This window comes from Veillonella montpellierensis, from assembly GCF_947090115.1.
Taxonomy (GTDB): Bacteria; Bacillota; Negativicutes; order Veillonellales; family Veillonellaceae; genus Veillonella; species Veillonella montpellierensis.
In genome coordinates, this window is sequence record NZ_CAMUMS010000006.1 from 103,365 (window position 1) to 124,236 (window position 20,872).

General features: G+C 39.1%; 16 protein-coding genes. 14 read left to right on the top strand and 2 right to left on the bottom strand.

Going from position 1 to position 20,872, the window contains the following annotated elements:
- The first annotated feature begins 250 nt into the window (after positions 1 to 250).
- Together P6940_RS04390 and P6940_RS04395 are read left to right on the top strand one after the other, a co-directional pair.
- Entirely contained in the window at positions 251 to 1,180 is a 930-nt protein-coding gene (locus P6940_RS04390; RefSeq protein ID WP_277293310.1) for a ketopantoate reductase family protein, read from the top strand.
- A gap of 228 nt (positions 1,181 to 1,408) precedes the next feature.
- Positions 1,409 to 2,008: a phosphatase PAP2 family protein gene (locus P6940_RS04395; RefSeq protein WP_277293311.1), complete on the top strand. Its 600-nt coding sequence runs from the start codon at positions 1,409 to 1,411 to the stop codon at positions 2,006 to 2,008.
- Positions 2,009 to 2,494: 486 nt separating this feature from the next.
- Here P6940_RS04395 and P6940_RS04400 read toward each other — a convergent pair whose 3' ends face one another.
- On the bottom strand, positions 2,495 to 3,727 hold the full coding sequence (locus P6940_RS04400) for an FprA family A-type flavoprotein (protein WP_277293312.1): 1,233 nt from the start codon (positions 3,725 to 3,727) through the stop codon (positions 2,495 to 2,497).
- Between the two features lie 446 nt (positions 3,728 to 4,173).
- A complete protein-coding gene (locus P6940_RS04405) occupies positions 4,174 to 7,917 on the bottom strand; it encodes a phosphoribosylformylglycinamidine synthase (protein ID WP_277293313.1) in 3,744 nt (1,247 codons plus the stop codon).
- A 416-nt stretch (positions 7,918 to 8,333) separates the two neighbouring features.
- Between P6940_RS04405 and P6940_RS04410 the strand changes: the two genes are divergently transcribed.
- The 12 genes from P6940_RS04410 (at position 8,334) to P6940_RS04465 (ending at position 20,858) form a co-directional block, all read left to right on the top strand.
- Complete coding sequence (locus P6940_RS04410; RefSeq protein ID WP_277293314.1) at positions 8,334 to 9,215, top strand: LysR family transcriptional regulator; 882 nt, start codon at positions 8,334 to 8,336, stop codon at positions 9,213 to 9,215.
- Between the two features lie 140 nt (positions 9,216 to 9,355).
- Positions 9,356 to 9,931: a xanthine phosphoribosyltransferase gene (locus P6940_RS04415; protein WP_028257796.1), complete on the top strand. Its 576-nt coding sequence runs from the start codon at positions 9,356 to 9,358 to the stop codon at positions 9,929 to 9,931.
- Positions 9,932 to 9,959: 28 nt separating this feature from the next.
- Positions 9,960 to 10,505 (top strand): hypothetical protein, encoded by a 546-nt coding sequence (locus P6940_RS04420; RefSeq protein ID WP_277293315.1) that lies wholly within the window; start codon positions 9,960 to 9,962, stop codon positions 10,503 to 10,505.
- Positions 10,506 to 10,525: 20 nt separating this feature from the next.
- Positions 10,526 to 11,056 (top strand): hypothetical protein, encoded by a 531-nt coding sequence (locus P6940_RS04425; RefSeq protein WP_277293316.1) that lies wholly within the window; start codon positions 10,526 to 10,528, stop codon positions 11,054 to 11,056.
- Between the two features lie 689 nt (positions 11,057 to 11,745).
- Positions 11,746 to 12,249, top strand: coding sequence for a 5-(carboxyamino)imidazole ribonucleotide mutase (purE, locus tag P6940_RS04430; RefSeq protein ID WP_277293317.1), 504 nt, complete (start codon positions 11,746 to 11,748; stop codon positions 12,247 to 12,249).
- 100 nt (positions 12,250 to 12,349) lie between these two features.
- Positions 12,350 to 13,771, top strand: a complete 1,422-nt coding sequence (purF, locus tag P6940_RS04435) for an amidophosphoribosyltransferase (protein ID WP_277293318.1) — start codon at positions 12,350 to 12,352, stop codon at positions 13,769 to 13,771.
- Complete coding sequence (gene purM, locus P6940_RS04440; protein ID WP_277293319.1) at positions 13,758 to 14,825, top strand: phosphoribosylformylglycinamidine cyclo-ligase; 1,068 nt, start codon at positions 13,758 to 13,760, stop codon at positions 14,823 to 14,825. The genes purF and purM overlap by 14 nt, the downstream gene beginning before the upstream one ends.
- Before the next feature lie 21 nt (positions 14,826 to 14,846).
- A complete protein-coding gene (gene purN, locus P6940_RS04445; protein ID WP_423839110.1) occupies positions 14,847 to 15,470 on the top strand; it encodes a phosphoribosylglycinamide formyltransferase in 624 nt (207 codons plus the stop codon).
- A gap of 218 nt (positions 15,471 to 15,688) precedes the next feature.
- Complete coding sequence (gene purH, locus P6940_RS04450) at positions 15,689 to 17,218, top strand: bifunctional phosphoribosylaminoimidazolecarboxamide formyltransferase/IMP cyclohydrolase (RefSeq protein WP_277293321.1); 1,530 nt, start codon at positions 15,689 to 15,691, stop codon at positions 17,216 to 17,218.
- 159 nt (positions 17,219 to 17,377) lie between these two features.
- On the top strand, positions 17,378 to 18,640 hold the full coding sequence (purD, locus tag P6940_RS04455) for a phosphoribosylamine--glycine ligase (protein WP_277293322.1): 1,263 nt from the start codon (positions 17,378 to 17,380) through the stop codon (positions 18,638 to 18,640).
- Positions 18,641 to 19,276: 636 nt separating this feature from the next.
- A complete protein-coding gene (locus tag P6940_RS04460; protein WP_028257803.1) occupies positions 19,277 to 19,621 on the top strand; it encodes a nitrous oxide-stimulated promoter family protein in 345 nt (114 codons plus the stop codon).
- Positions 19,622 to 19,718: 97 nt separating this feature from the next.
- On the top strand, positions 19,719 to 20,858 hold the full coding sequence (locus P6940_RS04465; protein ID WP_277293323.1) for an isochorismate synthase: 1,140 nt from the start codon (positions 19,719 to 19,721) through the stop codon (positions 20,856 to 20,858).
- The last annotated feature ends 14 nt before the right edge of the window (positions 20,859 to 20,872 follow it).

The window sequence follows — 20,872 nt, forward strand, 5'->3', positions numbered from 1 at the left end:
CAGGCACGTACTATGGGTATCGATTTGTTATCGATGTAGGAGATGGGGATTCATTTGTAGAAATCACATGTATGTATAAGGATTGGAAACGGCGTACCAATTGATGCTGATGTATGTATGATGATAGGGGGGGCGATTATGGGGATTGGATGGTCGATGTATTGGTTATTTTCTTATTACCTTAGATAGTGTAGAATGGAATTAAGATAGTATGTGATAGGTATATTCTTGGTAGAAATGAGGTTAGTGTATGAAAGTATTAATATTTGGTGTCGGTGGCGTAGGAGGATTCGTAGGGGCCGCATTGGCACGATCTTACAAAGATACCTATTTGTATGCACGAAATGAAGCAAAACGAGTGATTCAAACAAAGGGATTGCGATTAGATTCTAAAAAATTGGGAAACATGGTGGTACACCCTAAATTGGTAAGTGATGATGTACATGAATTGGGCAAGATGGATGTCATTATATTGGCTTGTAAAGGCAATCGACTAGAGGAGGTATGTCATAGTATAGCACCCATGATTACGCCGTCTACGGTAGTGATTCCCTTGTTAAATGGCGTAGTGCTATCTGATGTATTAGAAAAGTGGCTCCCCCCTTGTATTGTAGCGGACGGTACCATTCGTATTTTTAGTCATATCGTATCTCCTGGGTATATTATACAAGAGGCAGGACTATGTGATATTTATTTCGGCATGAAAGATGGGCGTACGGTGCCAATCTTTTATGATATTGCTCGTATTCTACAGGAAGCGGGTATACGAACTACTGTAGTCGATGATATTGTGTTACAGAGTTGGAAAAAGTTTGCTATTACGGGTACGATGGGCGCTATTTTTTGCTATTATAAGGGGGATACAGCATTTGTTCGGAGCCAAGTGGGGTATGAAACTGTAGTTGAAAAGGCTCATCAAGAGGTAGTTGATGTAGCTAAGGCCTATGGGGTTACTATACCACCAGAATTTATTGCCACATTAATTCAAACCTTTCATACTATGCCAGGCACAACGATTACTTCTTTGTATCGTGATTTGCTGGACGGAAAGGATCCTCGTGATACGGAATTAGATATTTTACTAGGTGATTTGGTGCGTAAAGGCAAGAATGTAGGCGTAGATACACCTATTTTTGCAAAAGCGTATGATAATTTTCGTCACCAGTCGCTTAAGAAATGATAGGTCTGTGTTACAATGAGTATAGTATTTTGCCTATAGTTGGTTATATATGGTATAGTAGAGAGTATGCAAGTGGCATGATGATAGTATCTACTAGGGAACAGGTCTACGATTTTCATGTGGTTAGTACTATTGCTATAGGTGGAAACGATTAGCCATATCTCTAGGAGCGTGTCATCTATGTGCATCTATCCTATATAAGTAGCATTTTTGGTAAAGGAGTTTGTTTTGGAAGCGTTATTATCGATTGATCATCAGTTATTATGGTGGATTCATTATCATCTTGTGAATCCTTTAGTAACAAATTTTGTGGTTTTATTTACAAAGCTAATTAATAGTGTTTTATTCTGGGGAATTTTGATTCTGGTAGGACTCGTATGTAAGCGTACGCGCATGGCGACCATTGTTATATTATTGGCTGCTGCCGTAGCGTTAGCTGTAGGTGATGGCATACTTAAACATATTGCCCAACGGACACGACCAATTTTTACTGGTGCAGATGTGCTACCCATCGTACCATTACCGAAAGCTACTAGTTTTTCCTTTCCATCGGGCCATTCCATTGTGACCGCTGCTATGGCTGCAGTGGCCTATATGTATCACCGTAAATGGGGCATTCTTGCTGGCATATTTGCACTGGTGGTAGGATTTTCTCGCGTCTATGCGTTCGTTCACTATCCATCAGATGTAGTAGTAGGATTATTACTGGGCGCTATTATGGGTGTTATCGTATATCGTTTGTTTAGACGATATGAATCATGGTCAGTGATTCAAAAGATTGAACATCTTACGCTACTTCCGTTTTCTAGGAAGAAAAAAGAAGAGTAGGTATAGACGATATGTTAGATGTACTATAGTTAAGTAAGGACCATACTACAATATACTCATCATAGAATAGAGGAAAGGTGATTGGATTTTTTGATTTGCTACTACACATGGAATACCATGTGACTAAGTAGTTCCTATCAATTTTCCTCTATTTTTATCGTATTTATTGTATTGTTAGCTTAGGTATGTTGTTCTACCTGCTATTGTAATGGTAGCGGTGTAGCAGTTATTTTATGATTCTCGTAGATGGTATTATTAGTTTGATATGATAGAGGTATAGCAAGTAATTTTGTTGTTTTACTAGACACGTATAATTATTTTGTCATAGAGTGTATGTACATTTGATGGCTAAGTCTTATGTAGAACGCATAACAAATAAACCACCCGTTTAACGGGTGGTTTATTTGTTATAATGGTTATTTTTTATTACGCCTGCCTAGTCGAATCAACTAGGCATCAGTGATGTAGTAATAGTATTGCCTATAACTAGAAAGTTTTAATTTCAGTTTCTTTAATGGAAGTAGCGATTGTATCAGCTAATTCTTCAAATGCTGGCAATTGTGCTTCGTGTAAGGCACTTTTAATATCGAGTGGTTCGCCGACGATTTCCATGTTTTTAAAAGTATCTGTGAATAGAGCTGTCATACGCTTCATAGCAGCAGAGGCCCAAGTGTGATTTCCCACAATGGATACTTTATGATTGGAGAAGTTAAGGGCTGCTAATTCATGTAAAAACGCATCCATAGCAAGATATAAACCTAGATTATAGGTAGGGGATAAGCATACTAGGTGAGAATATTTCCACGCATCAGAAATAATATACGAAGCATGTGTTTTGGATACATCATACATTTTAATATCTGTAATACCGCGTGAGGATAGTAGTTTTGCTAATTGTTGTGCCATATTAGCAGTATGGCCATACATAGAGGCGAAAGCGATTACGACACCTTGTTTTTCTGCAGAATAGGTACTCCAGTATTGGTATTTTTCAATGATATAGTTAATGGTTTCTGGAGTGCGATATAAAGGTCCATGAAGTGGAGCGATCATATTAATCGGTAATTTGCCGAGTTTACGTAACGCATTTTGCACTTGTGGCCCATATTTACCAACAATATTCACGTAGTAACGACGAGCTTCATCTTCATAGCTCAAACTATAGTCAACTTGATCGGCAAAGATGTTACCATTAACCGTGCCGAATGTACCAAAGGCATCAGCAGAGAATAAGGTGCCTGTCGTAGATTCATAGGTAGCGGTTACTTCTGGCCAGTGAACCATTGGCATAGTGTAGGTGGTTAATTTGTGAGTACCAAGGTCGAGTACATCACCTTCTTTTACCAAATGGTAATTATCGGGACATGGTGTGCCATAGAATTGTTCAAACATTTTGAAAGTAGTCGCATTACCAACTAGTGTGACATGAGGGTATTCTTTTACTAAATCCAATAATACCGCACAATGATCAGGTTCCATGTGATTGATTACGATATAATCAAGTTGACGACCATTTAATAAATGATGTACGTTGTTTAAAAATTCATCACGAATCATTTTATCAACAGTGTCAACGACGCAGGTCTTTTCATCGTCAATAAAATAGGAGTTATAGCTGACTCCATGGGGAATAGGAAATAGATTTTCAAAACGAGGTGTTGTCCAGTCGTTGCTACCAATCCAAAAAATGTTATCAGAAATTTTTTGTGCACAATGCATTATAATAATCCTCTCTTTGTTAAGTGGTAGAGTGTGCTAAATAGTTAGATTTAGAAAGAGTCACTCATACCTTATACAACACATAATACTCCTAATTATGTAACATTCTATGTTATTTATGATACTAACATTCTCGAAAAATTTCAATATTAATTTTGGCGAAATTATGACGGTTTCATACTGTATAGATAACTACGAGTTATGTAACGATAGAGAAAGAACCGCAGTATAGGGCTATTTTTTTTATTCATCACACAAAAGGCAAAAGAAAAGCCTTTACATTGCAAATACCATAGAAAACAAAACGATACGAGCGTGGTGAAGGGAGAGGAAATCCTCTCCCTTCGCGTTCAGTATACAAGAAAGTACAATACATGACAGAAATCAGATAATAACTATAGTCATTATAGTATGGATATTTTCATCCTAGTAGATAGTCAGGAGTTTTATTTGAAATAGGATACACCAGAGCTGAAGAGTGGCATCACTAGATTACCGGGAATATTTTTGTGAACGCCATAGCCATAGCGCTCTACATGAGCCATTTTGCCAAATACTTTGCCATCGGGACTTAAAAGGCCTTCAATAGCAGCTACGGATTGATTTGGATTATATTGTGCATCCATAGATGCGACACCCGTCATATCCACATATTGAGTGGCGATTTGACCTGTGCGATTAAATTCGACAATTTGCTTAGGAGAAGCAATAAAACGGCCTTCGCCATGGGAGATTGGTACGGTGTAAATATCTCCTGCTTTCATTTGGCACATCCAAGGCGATTGGGTAGAAATTATTTTAGTATGTACCATGCGCGATATGTGACGACCAATTGTATTATACGTAAGGGTTGGACTGTTTGCGGTTAATGGATGTATATGACCTGTTGGTAATAAACCTAATTTGATTAATGCTTGAAAGCCATTGCAAATACCGAGTACTAAACCATCTCGTTTATAGAGCAAGTTTTCTAGGGATTCACTCAAGTATTGGTTGCGGAATAGAGTGGCCATAAATTTACCAGCTCCATCAGGTTCATCACCAGCACTAAAGCCACCAGGGAACATGAGTATTTGACTTGTGTCCAGTTGTTTTTTTAGCACTTGAATGGATTCTTCTAATTGAGCGATAGTATGGTTGCGTATTATTACCGTATGTACGTGAGCACCTGCTTGTTCAAAGGCGCGAGCAGAGTCATATTCGCAATTGGTACCAGGAAATACGGGGATTAGTACATGTGGTTTACCGATACTAGGGGTAGCCAGTTTTTTACTATGACGATCGTGAATATAGGCGACTGCTTCACCTGAGCCATTAGGCGCATGAATTGGGAAAATCGATGATAATGGCTTTTCATACGCCTGTTGGATTTCATCGAGGGTAACTATATTATCCTTCCATTCAATATGTGGTTTGTCGATAGTGGTACCGATAATTTTCACTTCATCGATTTCTAGCAAATGATTGATGGCGGTAATATCTACTTCATACAAGAATGATCCTAAGGATGGTTGGAATAAGTAGCCTTCCGCATACTGGTCAAATTTAACGCCAATACGATTGCCTAAGGCCATTTTACTAACCGCTTCAGGAATACCACCTTCGTCTACCACGTAGGCACTGTATACGCGGCCATGATCAATCTCTTTTTGCAAGATTTGACAATTCTTTTTAAAAGCCTCCCAATCAGGCGTATCATCAAAGGTGCGAGGAACTTGTAATAAAATTAAACGGTGATTTACATCTTTTAAATCGGGCGATATAATTCGATCTACTGGCGCTGTAGTTACGGCGAAGGATACTAATGTAGGTGGCACGGTCATATCCATGAAGGTGCCACTCATAGAATCTTTACCACCAATAGCAGCAATGGATAAACTCTTTTGCGCTTGGTAGGCCCCTAATAAGGCACTAACTGGTTTACCCCATGATTGTGGATTGTCATTGAGTCGTTCAAAATATTCTTGCAATGTTAAGTATGCATCTTCACGATGGCCCCCTAAGGCTACTAATTTAGCTACAGAGAGTAAGACGGCGTATTGTGCACCATGGAAAGGACTCCAATTTGCTAAGGCCGGCACAAAGCCGTGGGTCATGATACTAGCGGTTGTCGTTTCACCGTGCAGAACGGGTAATTTGGCAGCCATGCCTTGTACGGGTGTTTTTTGATACTTTCCGCTATATGGCATAAGCACCGTATTGGCACCGATGGTGCTGTCAAAACATTCTTGTAATCCTTGTTGAGAAGCTACGGATAGAGTAGACACTGCATCAATCCATTGATCATGAAAATTTTGGATTTTAGCTAGGCCTGTTTTGAAATAGGTCCCTGTAGGAGCGGTAATTGTAGCATTTTGCGTTTGCTTAGCTCCATTGGTAGATAGAAAATCACGACTAATATCGACAATAGGAACACCTTGCCAAGTCATAACTAATCGGTTGGTATCAGTTACGGTGGCAACTACAGTAGCCTCTATATTTTCTTCTTCACAGTACTGGATGAACGCTGGTACATCGTCAGGAGAAATGACTACAGCCATGCGTTCTTGTGATTCTGAAATCGCTAATTCAGTGCCATTTAAGCCGTCATATTTTTTAGGTACTGCATCTAAATTAATAGTGACTCCATCGGTTAATTCGCCAATGGCTACGGAAACACCGCCTGCACCGAAATCATTACAACGTTTGATTAAGGTGGACACTTCAGAGCGGCGGAATAGACGCTGCAAGTTGCGTTCCGTTAAAGGGTTGCCTTTTTGTACTTCTGTACCACAGGTGTCGAGCGATGTTAGGGTATGCTCTTTAGAGGATCCCGTAGCACCACCACAACCATCACGGCCTGTTTTCCCTCCGATGAGTAGGATTACGTCGCCTGGCACAGGACTTTCACGGCGTACATTAGCCCGTGGTACAGCTCCGATAACGGCACCTATTTCCATGTGTTTTGCCACAAAGCCATCATGATAATACTCTTTGACTTCGCCCGTAGCTAAACCGATTTGATTGCCATAGGATGCATATCCACGCGCTGCTTCTTGTGTGATTTTTCGTTGTGGTAGTTTTCCACGTAGTGTTTGCGATAGTGGTGTTCGTGGATCTCCTGCACCAGTAACACGCATAGCTTGATATACATAGGCACGCCCACTTAATGGGTCACGAATACAACCGCCAAGGCAAGTGGCAGCACCACCAAATGGCTCAATTTCAGTAGGATGATTATGTGTTTCGTTTTTAAATAGCAAGAGCCATTCTTCCTCTTCTCCATTCACATCTACGGGAACAACAATTGTGCAAGCGTTAATTTCTTCCGATTCATCAAGTGCTTGTAACGCTCCTTGATGGCGTAATTCTTTCATAGCAAGGGTAGCCATGTCCATTAAGGATCTAGGTTTCGATGTTTCTGTATAGATAGATGATCTATCTGCCATATATTCATCAAAGGCTTGCTGAATAGGATAGGTAAAGCGCTTCTGTTCGATGTCGATGGAGGTTAATTCTGTCATAAATGTAGTATGACGACAGTGATCAGACCAATAGGTATCTAAAACGCGAATTTCAGCGATAGAAGGATCTCGTTGTTCTTCTTCTTTGAAATATTCTTGAATGACCTCTAGATCACGTAGTGTCATAGCTAATTGTAAGTTATCGTGCATACTAGATAACTCTTTATGACTATAGTTGATAAAATTATGTAGCACTTCTACAGATTTTGGCGCCAGTTCTTGCCATTCTAATGAAGTAGGTATGTCTAACGAGGCTTGACGAGTATCAATAGGATTGATTAGGTAGTTCTGAATTGTAGTTTCTTCGTCTGGCGTAAACGTACCACCAATTACGAAAACGCGTGCAGTACGGACTGTGTGACCTGTCTGTAATGTGAGCATATTGATACATTGCTCCGCAGAATCAGCTCGTTGGTCATATTGTCCTGGTACATATTCCGTAGCGAGAACAAAGGATGGCGTTGGTATTGGTAACTCGTGAAATACTTCATCTACAGGTGGTTCAGAGAAAATGAGCTGTGTAGCACGATCCATATCATCCGCAGTTACACCTTCTATATCATAACGTTCGTAGATAGTAACAGATGTAGCGGGTAGGGATAATTCATTTGTTAGTGTTTCTAATAGATGCTTTGCTTCATGGGCAAAGGCGGATCGTTTGGTAACAAATAAACGATAGATAGACATAGTACCTCCTAAGTGTGCTTTTGGATAATGAAGTATGAAGATACAGGCATTGTATAGGTAGTGATATGCATATATTGGTTCTACTCACAATTATAGCCTGTACAATTGACAATTTTAGTATAAACGGTTTAGACTTATAAGTAAAGGTAATACAAGTTAATTGAAGGATTAGAAATAATAATAAAAGAGACCTATGAGTCATAGGAGGATATAATGTATGACCCTATGATGATGGTTTGTCTACATCGGGTATCGCTAGGTTTAGATGGTTATTGTATGACAGATACGATACACCTACTAGTAGGCAAGTTGTGTTATAGGTATGCTAGTATATGTGCTAGCATATAATTTTACTGGTCTTTTTGTTAACGTGTATAGATATAGAGTGCAGCATGAATTGATGTAAGGGAGGTATTATGGCTATATCTACTGATTTGTATCGCACATTTTTTAGTGTCGGTATGTATTTATCGTTTTCCATGGCGGCTAAAGAAATCGGAGTATCGCAATCGGCTATTAGTCAAAGTATTAAACAGTTGGAAAGCGAATTAGAGATGAAATTGTTTGTGAGAACCACCAAGTCGGTGTCATTTACGCCTGAGGGAAAAGAATTGTTTGATGCGGTGGCACAGGCATTTGCCATATTAGATAATGGTATCGTTCAATTACGTGAACGAATTCATAATCAATATGAAAGTTTGCAGTTAGCGGTGCCAGATACATTATGTCGCCATTTTTTATTACCCTATTTACAACAATGGAAAATGGCAAGCCCTAAAAGTGGGTTGCATATTACAAATCGTCCATCTCCAGATTGTGTGGACATGGTGTTACAACAAGAAGCTCAATTGGCGATTGTGAATCATTATGATGCACTTCTTACTAATCCACAATTAGAAGTAATTCCCTTATTGACGGTGCAAGATTGTTTTGTAGGTGGCAGTACATATCGTGATGTGGGGACTTTGGATTTACAGGCATTACTAGAAGAACCTCTCTTGTTATTATCAAAAGGGGCTGCTAGCCGTACTTTTTTTGATGACTTAACAAATGGCGCATGTCATAAGCCGGCTTTTGAACTAGGAAGCTTAGATGTTATATTGGATTTGGTTGAAATCAATATGGGCATTGCTTTATTGCCGTTAATGATGGTAGAAGAAAAAATTAATAATGGTAGTGTAGTCATGATTGATACTACTGTATCCCTACCAACACGTCAGATTGTGTTAGTTCGTTCACGGCGAACACCGCTATCACAAGGGGCAGAAGACTTTATTAATTTGTTAACAAAGGTATAATGTATATGATATAATACTATCTATGATGTAGAAGGATATAGAAATTAATAGTCTATAGATGTATTAATCTATGATGGTAATACATCTATTTTTATATATCCTATAGCGACTCACATAAAGAATACTGGAGGATTTATTTAATGGAAATACTAAAACAGAGGATTAATGAAGAAGGGCGCGTACTAGATAATCGTGTGTTAAAAGTAGATAGCTTTTTAAATCACCAAATTGATCCTGCTTTATTTCAAGCCATTGGCAAAGAAATTGCGAAACGGTTTGAAGGAAAACAGATTGATCGTATTGTTACCATCGAAGCATCAGGCATTGCGTTAGCACTCATGGCGGCCATTGAAATGAATGTGCCATTGGTGTTTGCTCGTAAGAAAAAATCGATTCTTATGACTGATGAAGTGTATCACTCTGTAGTATATTCGTATACAAAAGAAGAAAATTATGATGTAACTGTGTCGAAACGGTTTTTGCCAGCCGGTGAACATGTGTTAATCATTGATGATTTTTTGGCAAGTGGGGAAGCGGCTATGGGTCTTGCTAAATTGGTAGAATCTGCTGGTGATACGGTAGAAGGAATTGCCATTGTTATCGAAAAGTCCTTTCAACCTGGTCGTGAACGATTAGAACGAGCTGGTTATCATGTAGAATCGTTGATTCGTATTGAACGATTTGAAGATAATCGATGCATATTTGTAGAAGATTAAGTACTAGTAAATAAAGGGGATAGTAGTCATGAATGATAAAGCAAAAGCCTTTGAATCGTATTTAAAACAAGAACATATTCATTGTTTTCTTAAAGAGGAACGAAATGATAAATTACATACTGTTCTTTATAAAACCTATATTGATTGTGAAGACCAGAAATTGCCAGTATTCGTGGTATTAGACGATAGTGCCTTTTCCTATATTCGTATCGCTGTAACTGAAACGTCTGTTGCTAAAACTCGTCAAAAAGAGGTTTTAGTGAAACTTAATAAATTAAATGATGGCTATAAAGTATCTAAATACTATATTAGTAGTTATGATGATATTTTATATATGGATATGAGTGTGCCTTGCTTGCCAAAAATGTTCGATAGCAGTTTAGTGCTTCACTTAATTAGTGGCATTGCGATTCCTCATTTAGAAGAAATGTATCGTTCTATTATGAGTATAGTAATGACGAAAGCACAAGCGGCGAAGGCTAAGGCGCAAAGAGATGCAGTAAAATCGCAAGCAGCAGAAAGTACAGCACAAGGTGGAAAACCTAAAGCGAAGGGACGTAAACCGAGAAAATAGTTGCTAGATGAGGAGTCAGTATGAATCAAAAAAGTCAAGCTTTTGAAGAATTTTTAAAATCAGAGCAAGTCGATTGTTTTGAACGTAAGGACTTTAAAGATGAAGATGGTACCGTAGTGTATCGTTCGTATATTCAAAGTCCTATTGGCAACATGCCGTTATTTGTTATTTTGGATTCCAGCATTTATGGTGTCCTTCGTGTCGTGTTAGGACCGGAAATCGTGACAGCCGATAATTTGGAGGACATTAATCGCTTGTTAAATCGAGAAAATGCTTGTTACAAAAATTTCAAACTATATGTAGATATAGACGATCATAGTGTATATTTGGATACGGTATATATGAGTACAGATGATGCTTTTGAACCAGGTTTATTATATGCATTAATGGCGCAAGTGGTTGATTATATTCCTCATGTGGTGGGAGAATTAAAAGAAGCATTTCATTTAGAAGGTCGCTTTGTGAGTCCTTTAGAACAGCATGCACAAGAACATTTTCAAGAGCGAGTGGCAGAAGTAAAAGCGGAAATGGCAACGCATAAAAAGAACTAGTTCTATTTGTATAGTTTGTATACAATCATTGACATGACTAGCATATTGCTAGTGATATTATGTATGATAGATGACCATATACATAGAGCGATGCTATTACTAAGAACTGAATTATGACTATTTTGTGCAATGACTATGATTGTCGTAGCATAATGCATTGATAGTACTACAACAGATGATATGGGAATGGAATAGTCCCATGTTGTCTGTTTTTTTAGGAGAAGTTTTGATCACTGTATCTGGATATCATTGATGCTTTCTATTAGCATGTAGGGGGCATGTTGTAATTGTATAACCCTTGTTACAAGTTGAAAAAAAAGTTCGTGATAATAGGCGAATAATGTAAAAATATTGACGTTAAAAGTTTTAATGTTCGGAATATAACGAATTATATTGAAAATAAAAAATAAAATATTCAAATAAAAGATTGACGGATATAGCGTGGTTTGGTACAATTTTACTATGATAAAAAGGAGAGGTGATATCCGTGAAATCTATAGTGTACCTAAGCGTATATAACTATATGTGTTTACAGGATATGTCTGCATATATGACCCAGTTAAAGAAACTTGCTGGGTCTTTTTATCGTTTCTGAGATAGCATGTCGTTATCAGGGTAAGTTGCGACGATAGGCATCATATTAATGATGGGTTAGTTACTATGGAAGTCTAAGATTTGAGGAGGCTATTATGAAAATTGGTATTGTCATGGGCAGTAAATCAGATGTGGATAGTATGAAACGAGCAGCCGCTATATTAGATGATTTTGGAATTTCCTATGAGATGGTCATTGCATCAGCCCATAGAACGCCAGCGGCGGTACAGGCATTTGTAACACGCTTAGAACAGGAAGGGGCTGTTGCCTTTATAGCTGGTGCTGGCGCAGCGGCTCATTTACCAGGTGTCATTGCTAGTTATACTACGTTGCCAGTTATTGGCATCCCCTTAAATGCAACAGGTATGCAAGGATTAGATTCTTTGTTGGCCATTGTACAAATGCCTTCTGGTATGCCGGTGGCAACGATGGCGATTGATGGAAGTAAAAATGCAGCCTTATTGGCGGTACAAATTTGTAGTCTTCTCGATGAACGCATCCGTGAGGCTTATAAGGCATATCGCACGCATATGGCAGAAGCTGTATGTGCAGATAATGACGCATTGCAAATGGAACTAGCCTCGCATCGTAGTAAATAATCAGACTGGTACGATACAATGGTATATTTGTGTATCTACCTATGATACAATCACGTATATGGCATGTGATGATTTATGATGGCGATGGTAAGGAGATACTATGCATTACGATGCAGTGTTTGATAAATGGCATGAAGAGTGCGGAGTTTTTGGTATATATGATCGAACATTAGAGGTAGGAAAATATATATATTGGGGATTATTTGCGTTGCAACATCGAGGACAAGAAAGTGCAGGCATTGCTATTTCGAATGGTAGAGAGATGGCATTACACAAGCAGATGGGATTGTTGACGGAAGCCATTAAGACTGTGCCAACCTTAGATGGTGCCTACATGGGTGTTGGCCATGTACGGTATTCTACGACAGGGTCGAATCATCCGAAAAATATACAACCCTTGGTGATTCACTATCAATGTGGTGAGTTGGCGGTTGCTCATAATGGGAATTTAACGAACGCCTTAGAGATTCGTCGAGAACTGGAAAATTCAGGATCGTTATTTCAAACGTCGATGGACTCGGAAGTGATTGTGAACTTAATTGCTCGTTCACGAAAAAATACAGTAGAAGAAAGAATTATAGAAGCGGTCAACCGCATTACAGGGGCGTTCTCTATCGTGATGCAGACGAATCAATCTTTAATTGGCATACGTGATCCTCATGGATTTAGACCACTTTGTTTAGGAAAAACGAAACAGGGATATGTGTTAGCTTCGGAAACGTGTGCGTTAGATGCGATTAAGGCAGAATTTATTCGTCATTTAGACCCGGGAGAAATGGTAATCATTGATGAAACAGGTGTGCGGAGCCGATTGATTACCGATTCTTCATCGATACAAAAACAATTATGTGTTTTTGAGTATATTTATTTTGCTCGTTCGGACAGCCAAATTGATGGACAAAGCGTGTATGAAGCCCGATTGAATATGGGGCGTGAATTGGCGAGAGAAACGAGATATGAAGCAGATATCGTTATGTCTGTCCCCGATTCTGGTACAACTGCGGCACTTGGTTATGCTCGTGAATCAGGAATTCCTTTTGCAGAAGGGTTGATTAAAAATCGCTATAGTGGACGCACTTTTATTAAGCCGAATCAAGATGAACGAGATCTAGCGGTGCGGATGAAATTAAATGCTGTGCCAGAAGTGGTGAAAGGAAAACGCATTGTATTGGTTGATGATTCGATTGTTCGTGGTACTACGAGTTCCATTATTGTTAAGATGCTTAAAGAAGCAGGTGCGAAAGAAATCTATATGTGTGTTAGCAGTCCTACCATATTGTATCCATGTCATTATGGCATTGACACATCGGTACGCAAGGAGTTAATCGCGGCTACTCATTCGGTAGAAGAAATTCGTCAATATATTAAGGCCGATCGATTGTATTATTTAAGTCATGAAGGATTATGTCGTGCTATTTCTAATTTAGAAGAACATGAATTATGTTTCGCTTGTTTTGATGGAACCTATTCTGTTCCCGTTCCTATGGATCAAGAGGGAGGCGTTAAATATGTGCTTGAATAAGGGGTTAACGTACCGTGATGCGGGTGTCGACATTGATGCAGGTAATCAAGCGGTAGAATTAATGAAACATGCAGTGCAGAAAACCTATACAAAAGGGGTAGTAGGCGATATTGGTGGATTTGGTGGACTCTTTTCCTTAGCCCCTTATCCCTGTCAAGATCCTGTGTTAGTATCTGGTACGGATGGGGTAGGTACTAAATTACGATTGGCTATTATGATGGATAAACATGATACGATTGGACAAGATTGTGTGGCCATGAGCGTAAATGATATTCTTGTGCAAGGAGCCAAGCCGTTATTCTTTTTAGATTATATTGCAGTAGGCACATTATCGCCTACACAAGTAGCCACTATTGTGCAAGGTGTTGCACGAGCTTGCGAAGAATCAGGATGCGCCTTGTTAGGCGGTGAAACAGCTGAAATGGCTGGATTCTACGATACAGGTGATTATGATGTAGCTGGCTTTGCCGTAGGACTAGTAGATCGATCGAAATTAATTACGGGAGAATCGATTCGCGTAGGGGACGTAGTATTGGGATTGCCATCATCAGGTGTGCATTCTAATGGATTTTCTTTAGTGCGCAAGATTGTTTTTGATGTACAACATATGAAGCTAGACGATTATGTAGAAGCGTTTGGTTGTACACTGGGTGAGGAATTGTTAAGACCTACATGCTTATATCCGCGCTTAGTATTGCCGGCAATTCAAAAGGATTTACTGCTAGGACTCGTCCATATTACGGGTGGTGGATTTTATGATAATATTCCACGCATTCTTCCAAAAGGTCTTACTGCACGCATTGATGTGGATGCATGGCCTCGATTACCCGTGTTTTCTAAACTCCAAGAATGGGGACAAGTAGATTGGCGTGAAATGTATCGTACTTTTAATATGGGAATTGGCATGATTTTGGTAGTACATCAAGAAGATGTGGATAGAACGAAAGAGACGATTGCTGAATCAGGTGGAGTAGCTTATACAATTGGCACAATTGAAGCAGGCGACCAGCCTGTTCTACTAGAGGGCGACGTATTTACTAGTCGTGGCAAGTAGTGGTTATGTATAGGACGGTATGTGAGAGGGGGCTTAGGTGTGAAGCGATTGGCTGTTTTTGCTAGTGGACGCGGATCTAATGCACAAGCATTATATGAGGCTATGAAGCGAGGAGATATTAAAGGCACACTAGATGTTGTTGTTAGTGACCATGAAGATGCACCAGTACTTCATAAAGCAGCGACGTGGCATGTACCAACGATAGCAGTGGTTCGAAACCGATATGAATCTAAAGAAGCTTTTGAAAGAGCACTGTTAGAGGCTATTAAACCATATCAAGTAGATGGTGTTGTATTGGCTGGATATATGCGCCTATTAGGCCCTACATTTATTGAGGCGTATGAACATCGTATTCTTAATATTCATCCCGCATTATTACCTTCTTTTCCAGGACTCCATGCGCAACGACAAGCGATAGAAGCAGGCGTTAAAATAAGTGGATGTACGGTACATTTTGTTGATAGCGGTATGGATTCAGGGCCTATTATTATGCAGAATACAGTACCGGTGTTACCTACTGATACGGAAGATACATTGGCAGCACGATTATTGCCTATAGAGCATAGAACATATCAAGAGGCGTTAGCTTTGTTCTGTGAGGATAAATTAGTCATTAAAAATCATGTGGTTCATTATAGTACTTAACTAAGGCTTATAAAATGAAGTCACACTATGTAAGAAAGTTTGATGTATAGTTAAAGTGGTCTAAGATTGGTATGGTAATGTGAAGGCCTAGTAAGACGGCTATAGTTTTGTACGCACTAAGGCGTTATGTTAGTGTTGATTATTTTATGGATAGCATGCCTTTAGCTAGTGTATAGGGTAGTTTTACTAGTCATAGGATGATTCATTGAGGAGGATCTATGATAAAAAATGCACTTATCAGTGTATCTGATAAAACAGGAGTTGTTGATTTTGCTAAAGCACTAGTGAAATTGGGGATTACCATTTATTCTACAGGTGGTACCTTAGAAGTGATTCGAAATGCAGGAATTATGGTTCATGGTGTAGAAGAGCTGACTCATTTTCCTGAAATGATGAATGGTCGCGTGAAGACATTACATCCCATGGTGCATGGCGGTATTTTAGCAGTCCGTGATAATATGGAACATAAAAAAGCTATGAAAGACCATGGCATAGAAGCCATTGATCTAGTAGTCGTCAATTTATATCCTTTTCGAGAAACGATTGCTAAGGAACATGTTACCTTAGAAGAAGCTATTGAAAATATTGATATTGGTGGTCCTACTATGGTTCGGTCGGCTGCTAAAAATCATGCGTATGTGGGTATTGTCGTTAACCCTAATCGGTATGATGAAATTATTCATATCCTACAAGAGCATGGAGAAATACCAGCATCGGTTAGACTTCAATTAGCAAAAGAAGCATTCTCTCATACTGCGGCGTATGATGTAGCCATTGCCAATTATATGGCAAAACAAGTAGGCGAACAGCCACTGCCGCAAGAATTTTTAGGGGCCTATGAAAAGGTTAGTGATTTGCGGTATGGTGAAAATCCTCATCAAAAAGCAGCTTTTTATAGAGACTTTGGTAAGCCTAGTGGAATGGGCGGCATGCACCAATTACATGGTAAAGAATTATCTTATAACAATATTGTAGATATGGAAGCTGCATGGAATATGGTATGGGAATTTTCTGAACCTGCTGCGTGTATTATTAAACATACAAACCCTTGTGGTGCTGCTATAGGTGTAGACGTACATGAAGCGTATGTGCGAGCGTATGAAGCCGATTCAACATCTGCTTTTGGTGGCATTGTCGCTGTAAATCGTCCAGTGGATATAGATACGGCCAAAGAAATGAGTAAGATTTTTCTAGAGGTTATTATGGCACCAAGTTTTGATGAAGCGGCCTTATCGTTATTGGAAAAGAAGAAAAATATTAGGCTCATTGTGTTAGATAAACCAGATACGCATCAGATGGTACTAAAAAAAGTATCTGGTGGATTATTAGTACAGGAAGAAGATAACATAGTAGAAGATGAATCTACGTATGAAGTAGTTACGAAGGTAGAGCCTACTAAAGAACAATGGGAGGCTTTGCGCTTTGCTTGGAAATTAGTAAAACATGTTAAATCAAATGCCATAGTAGTAGCATCATCGCATCAGACATTAGGCGTAGGAGCAGGACAGATGAATCGAGTAGGCTCTGCGCATATTGCCCTAACACAGGCGGGGGAAGCGGCGAAAGGGGCTGTATTAGCATCGGATGCATTTTTCCCATTTGGCGATACGGTAGAAACTGCTGCTGCACATGGTATTCGTGCTATTATTCAACCAGGTGGATCGATTCGCGATGAAGAATCAATTAAAGCGGCAGATGAAGCAGGTATTGCTATGGTATTCACACATATTCGTCATTTTAAACATTAACATGTAGGTATTAGTATATACTTTTATAGGCACTTTATAGAGTGTCATGATGGATGCATGGTGATTATGCCAATAGTTTACAAGCCTTGGTAGTAAGTTGCGGAATGGATAGACCTATGATAATAGATAGAATTACAATGCATAGTACAGGAGGATGTCATGAATGTTTGCGTAATTGGTACGGGTGGTAGAGAGCATACCATTGTTTGGAAATTAGCACAAAGTGCTAGTGTAGAGTCTATTTATGCTATTCCAGGTAATGATGCAATGGCAAACATTGCTACGGTAGTCCCTATGGATTGGCATCATAGTGAGGAATTAATCAGTTTTTTGAAAGCGCACCAAGTTGATCTCGTAGTCGTAGGCCCTGAAGCACCGTTAGTAGAAGGGTTAGTTGATATACTAGAAAGAGAAGGCATTGCTGTATTTGGACCATCGAAACGGGCGGCACAGTTAGAAGGCTCAAAAGTTTTCGCTAAGAAAATGATGGAACGGTATCATATTCCTACTGCTAAGTATGAAGTGTTTCATGATGTACAAAGCGCTAAGGCGTGTATTGATGCATATGGTATTCCAGTTGTTATTAAAGCGGATGGCTTGGCAGCTGGTAAAGGTGTCGTCGTGGCGATGACTAAAGAAGAAGCGTATGAAGCAATCGATGACATGCTGTCAGATAATCGCTTTGGTAAGGCGGGAAGTACAGTAGTTGTTGAAGAATTTATGGAGGGAGAAGAAGTTAGTTTACTCGCCTTTGTAGATGGCAAAGTGGTAGTGCCTATGGTGGCGGCACAAGATCATAAGCGAATTTTTGATGGCGATCAAGGACCTAATACGGGTGGCATGGGAGCGTATGCACCAGCCCCTATATTGACGAAATCTTTAGAACAAGAGGCGATGAAGAAAATTTTATTACCGATTGTACAAGCGATGACACAAGAAGGTATGCCCTTTAAGGGGTGTCTTTATGTAGGCCTTATGATTACTAACAGTGGACCTAAGGTAGTAGAATTTAATGCTAGATTTGGTGATCCAGAAACGCAAGTTATTCTTCCTTTATTAGCGAGTGATTTGGGCGCTATTATGTGGGCCTGTGCGACGGGAACGTTGCAAGAAGATATGGTCAGTTGGCACGATAGAAGTGCAGCGTGTGTAGTGTTGGCCTCTAAGGGGTATCCTATTAGCTCTCATCGGGGCGATGTGATTAGAGGAAATCTTACAGATGAAGAGAATACGCTGATTTTCCATGCAGGTACTAAGAAAGACAAGGGGGAATTTGTTACTGATGGGGGACGTGTGTTAGGCGTTGTCGGTATAGCACCTCGGTTAGAACAGGCGCTACAAGGCGCGTATCATCGCATAGAAAAGATTCGTTTTTCTGGCATGCAATATCGTAAGGATATTGGACGTAAAGCTTTTAGATAGAATGACTATATAAGATGATATGAGCCGATGATGGTCGGAAATGAGTTACATACATGCATTGATAGTTTGTAACAATATCATACAATGCATATGTGGTATGTGGGAAAAAGGACATACAGTACGGTATCTTGCTCGTAACTATTGGAGATACAGTATCATGGATGGCACTTAGCATGGCATATCATAGATAGTGAGGGTAGAAATATATCCTATACTGTGCTCATATGTGCAGTGTAGGGAATACATTGACAATAGTAAGAACTAAGAATTAATGGAATGACCTTTTTTGATTAGCTCTAGGGCTAATTAAAAAAGGCCATTTTCATTGTATCGGTGCTTAGTCTTTTTAACGATTTAATAAATATGATACATGACTAGTGTAATTAACGTTTGTAATATTAGAAAAACAAAATTTTTAGGAATCATATATAGTTAGTTGTGTGCTGTAATCTTTCATCATAGGAGGGAGATGCCAATACATGATGTAACAATCGTAGTACCTAAAGAAGAAAGAGAGCTATTACATAAAAAATAAAGAGAGCTATTACTTAAAGAAGAAAGAGCGTACTTGATGGATTGTTTTTATTTCAAAGTAATGCTTGGTATAATACAATTATAGTAGATAGGAGGGTGGGTATGAATTGTGAAGAAAAGCGACAATTAGAATTAACCACGATGGAAAAAATTATACATTTATATTGTCATGCCAAACATGGTACACCATTAGGTTCATTGTGTACAGAATGTCAAGCAGTGAGAGATTATGCCGCCCAGCGCATTAGGAAATGCCCACATATGGCAACAAAAACATTTTGCTCTCGTTGTAAGACTCATTGTTATGAACCAATATATCGCCAAAAGATTCAAAGAATGATGCGTTGGGGCGGACCACGATTGTTATTTGATTCACCTATACTCGTGTTGCGCCACATGGGATTGGAATGGATTGATCGATTGCTTGGTCAGAGAAAGGGCCATTAATGATACGGTGTAGATTCTTAGGTTTTGCATTTGTCGTAAGAAATGATAAAATAAATTGTTAATAAAAAATATGTAATAGCAATACAAGGTGAAATAGATGTATAAAAAACAATTTATGCGATTAGAGAATCCATTCTCTTTTTGGCATGCTTTTCCTGATACAGAACGCATCTATTGGTGTGATACACAACATGATAGAATTATTATAGGTGCGAAACGACTTATCGCACTGTCATCAGAACAAGAAATAGGACGCTATCCCTATGTGTTTTATGGACGTACTTTTTTTGATACAACGCGTCCTTCTCATTGGAACCATATGGGAAATGAATTAATTGCGTTTACCTATTATTATGTAGTTGATGGCAATGAATCTTATTGTTTATATGCGGATACGTTACCGATTATTGATGATAAGACAAGTGAATTAGTGCATCATGACGTTTATGAAAGCAGTCATGACTATGAGCAATGGGCATCTTTGTTTCACGCCATTCAAAAGGCGATTCATGAAGGAACTGTATCAAAAGTAGTAGCCTCTCGTGAAGTTGAGTTTACTTCGCCACAGGGATTTCATGTGGAAAGCATACTACATAATTTAGTAACTAGGAATTCTGGTTGCTTTATTTTTGCGTATCAGAAAGAAGGTAACACATTTTTAGGTGCATCTCCAGAAGTGTTAGTGGAAAAGAAACAATCTCATGTTATGAGCTATGCCTTAGCTGGCACTTGTGCAAGAGAGGGCTGTGATGACCAGGAAAAAGAAGCCTTACTACAAGATCCTAAGAATGTGTATGAACATTCCTTAGTACGAGATATGATTATTCATACCATGCAAGGCATTACTTCGCAGGTGACAGTGGCACCTATGGATATTATGACATTACCTAATTTATATCACTTGCGAACAATCATAGACGCCCATGATGCGTCAACGTCTATTGTTGATTGGTGTCATGCGTTGCATCCTACGCCAGCCATGGGAGGAACACCTTCAGCTGTGGCACTAGATATGATTAAACGGTATGAATCCCATGAAAGAGGTATGTATGCATCGCCATTAGGAATAATTGAGGGCAATGGTGATGGACTTTGTGTAGTAGGCATTCGATCTGCCCTTATTGTAGATACTCATTTATATGCCTACGTAGGATGCGGGATTGTAGCAGATTCAGATTGCGTAGAAGAATATAAAGAGTCTAATAGTAAATTGCGTACCATATTAGAAAGTTTATAAGAGATGATAGGCCC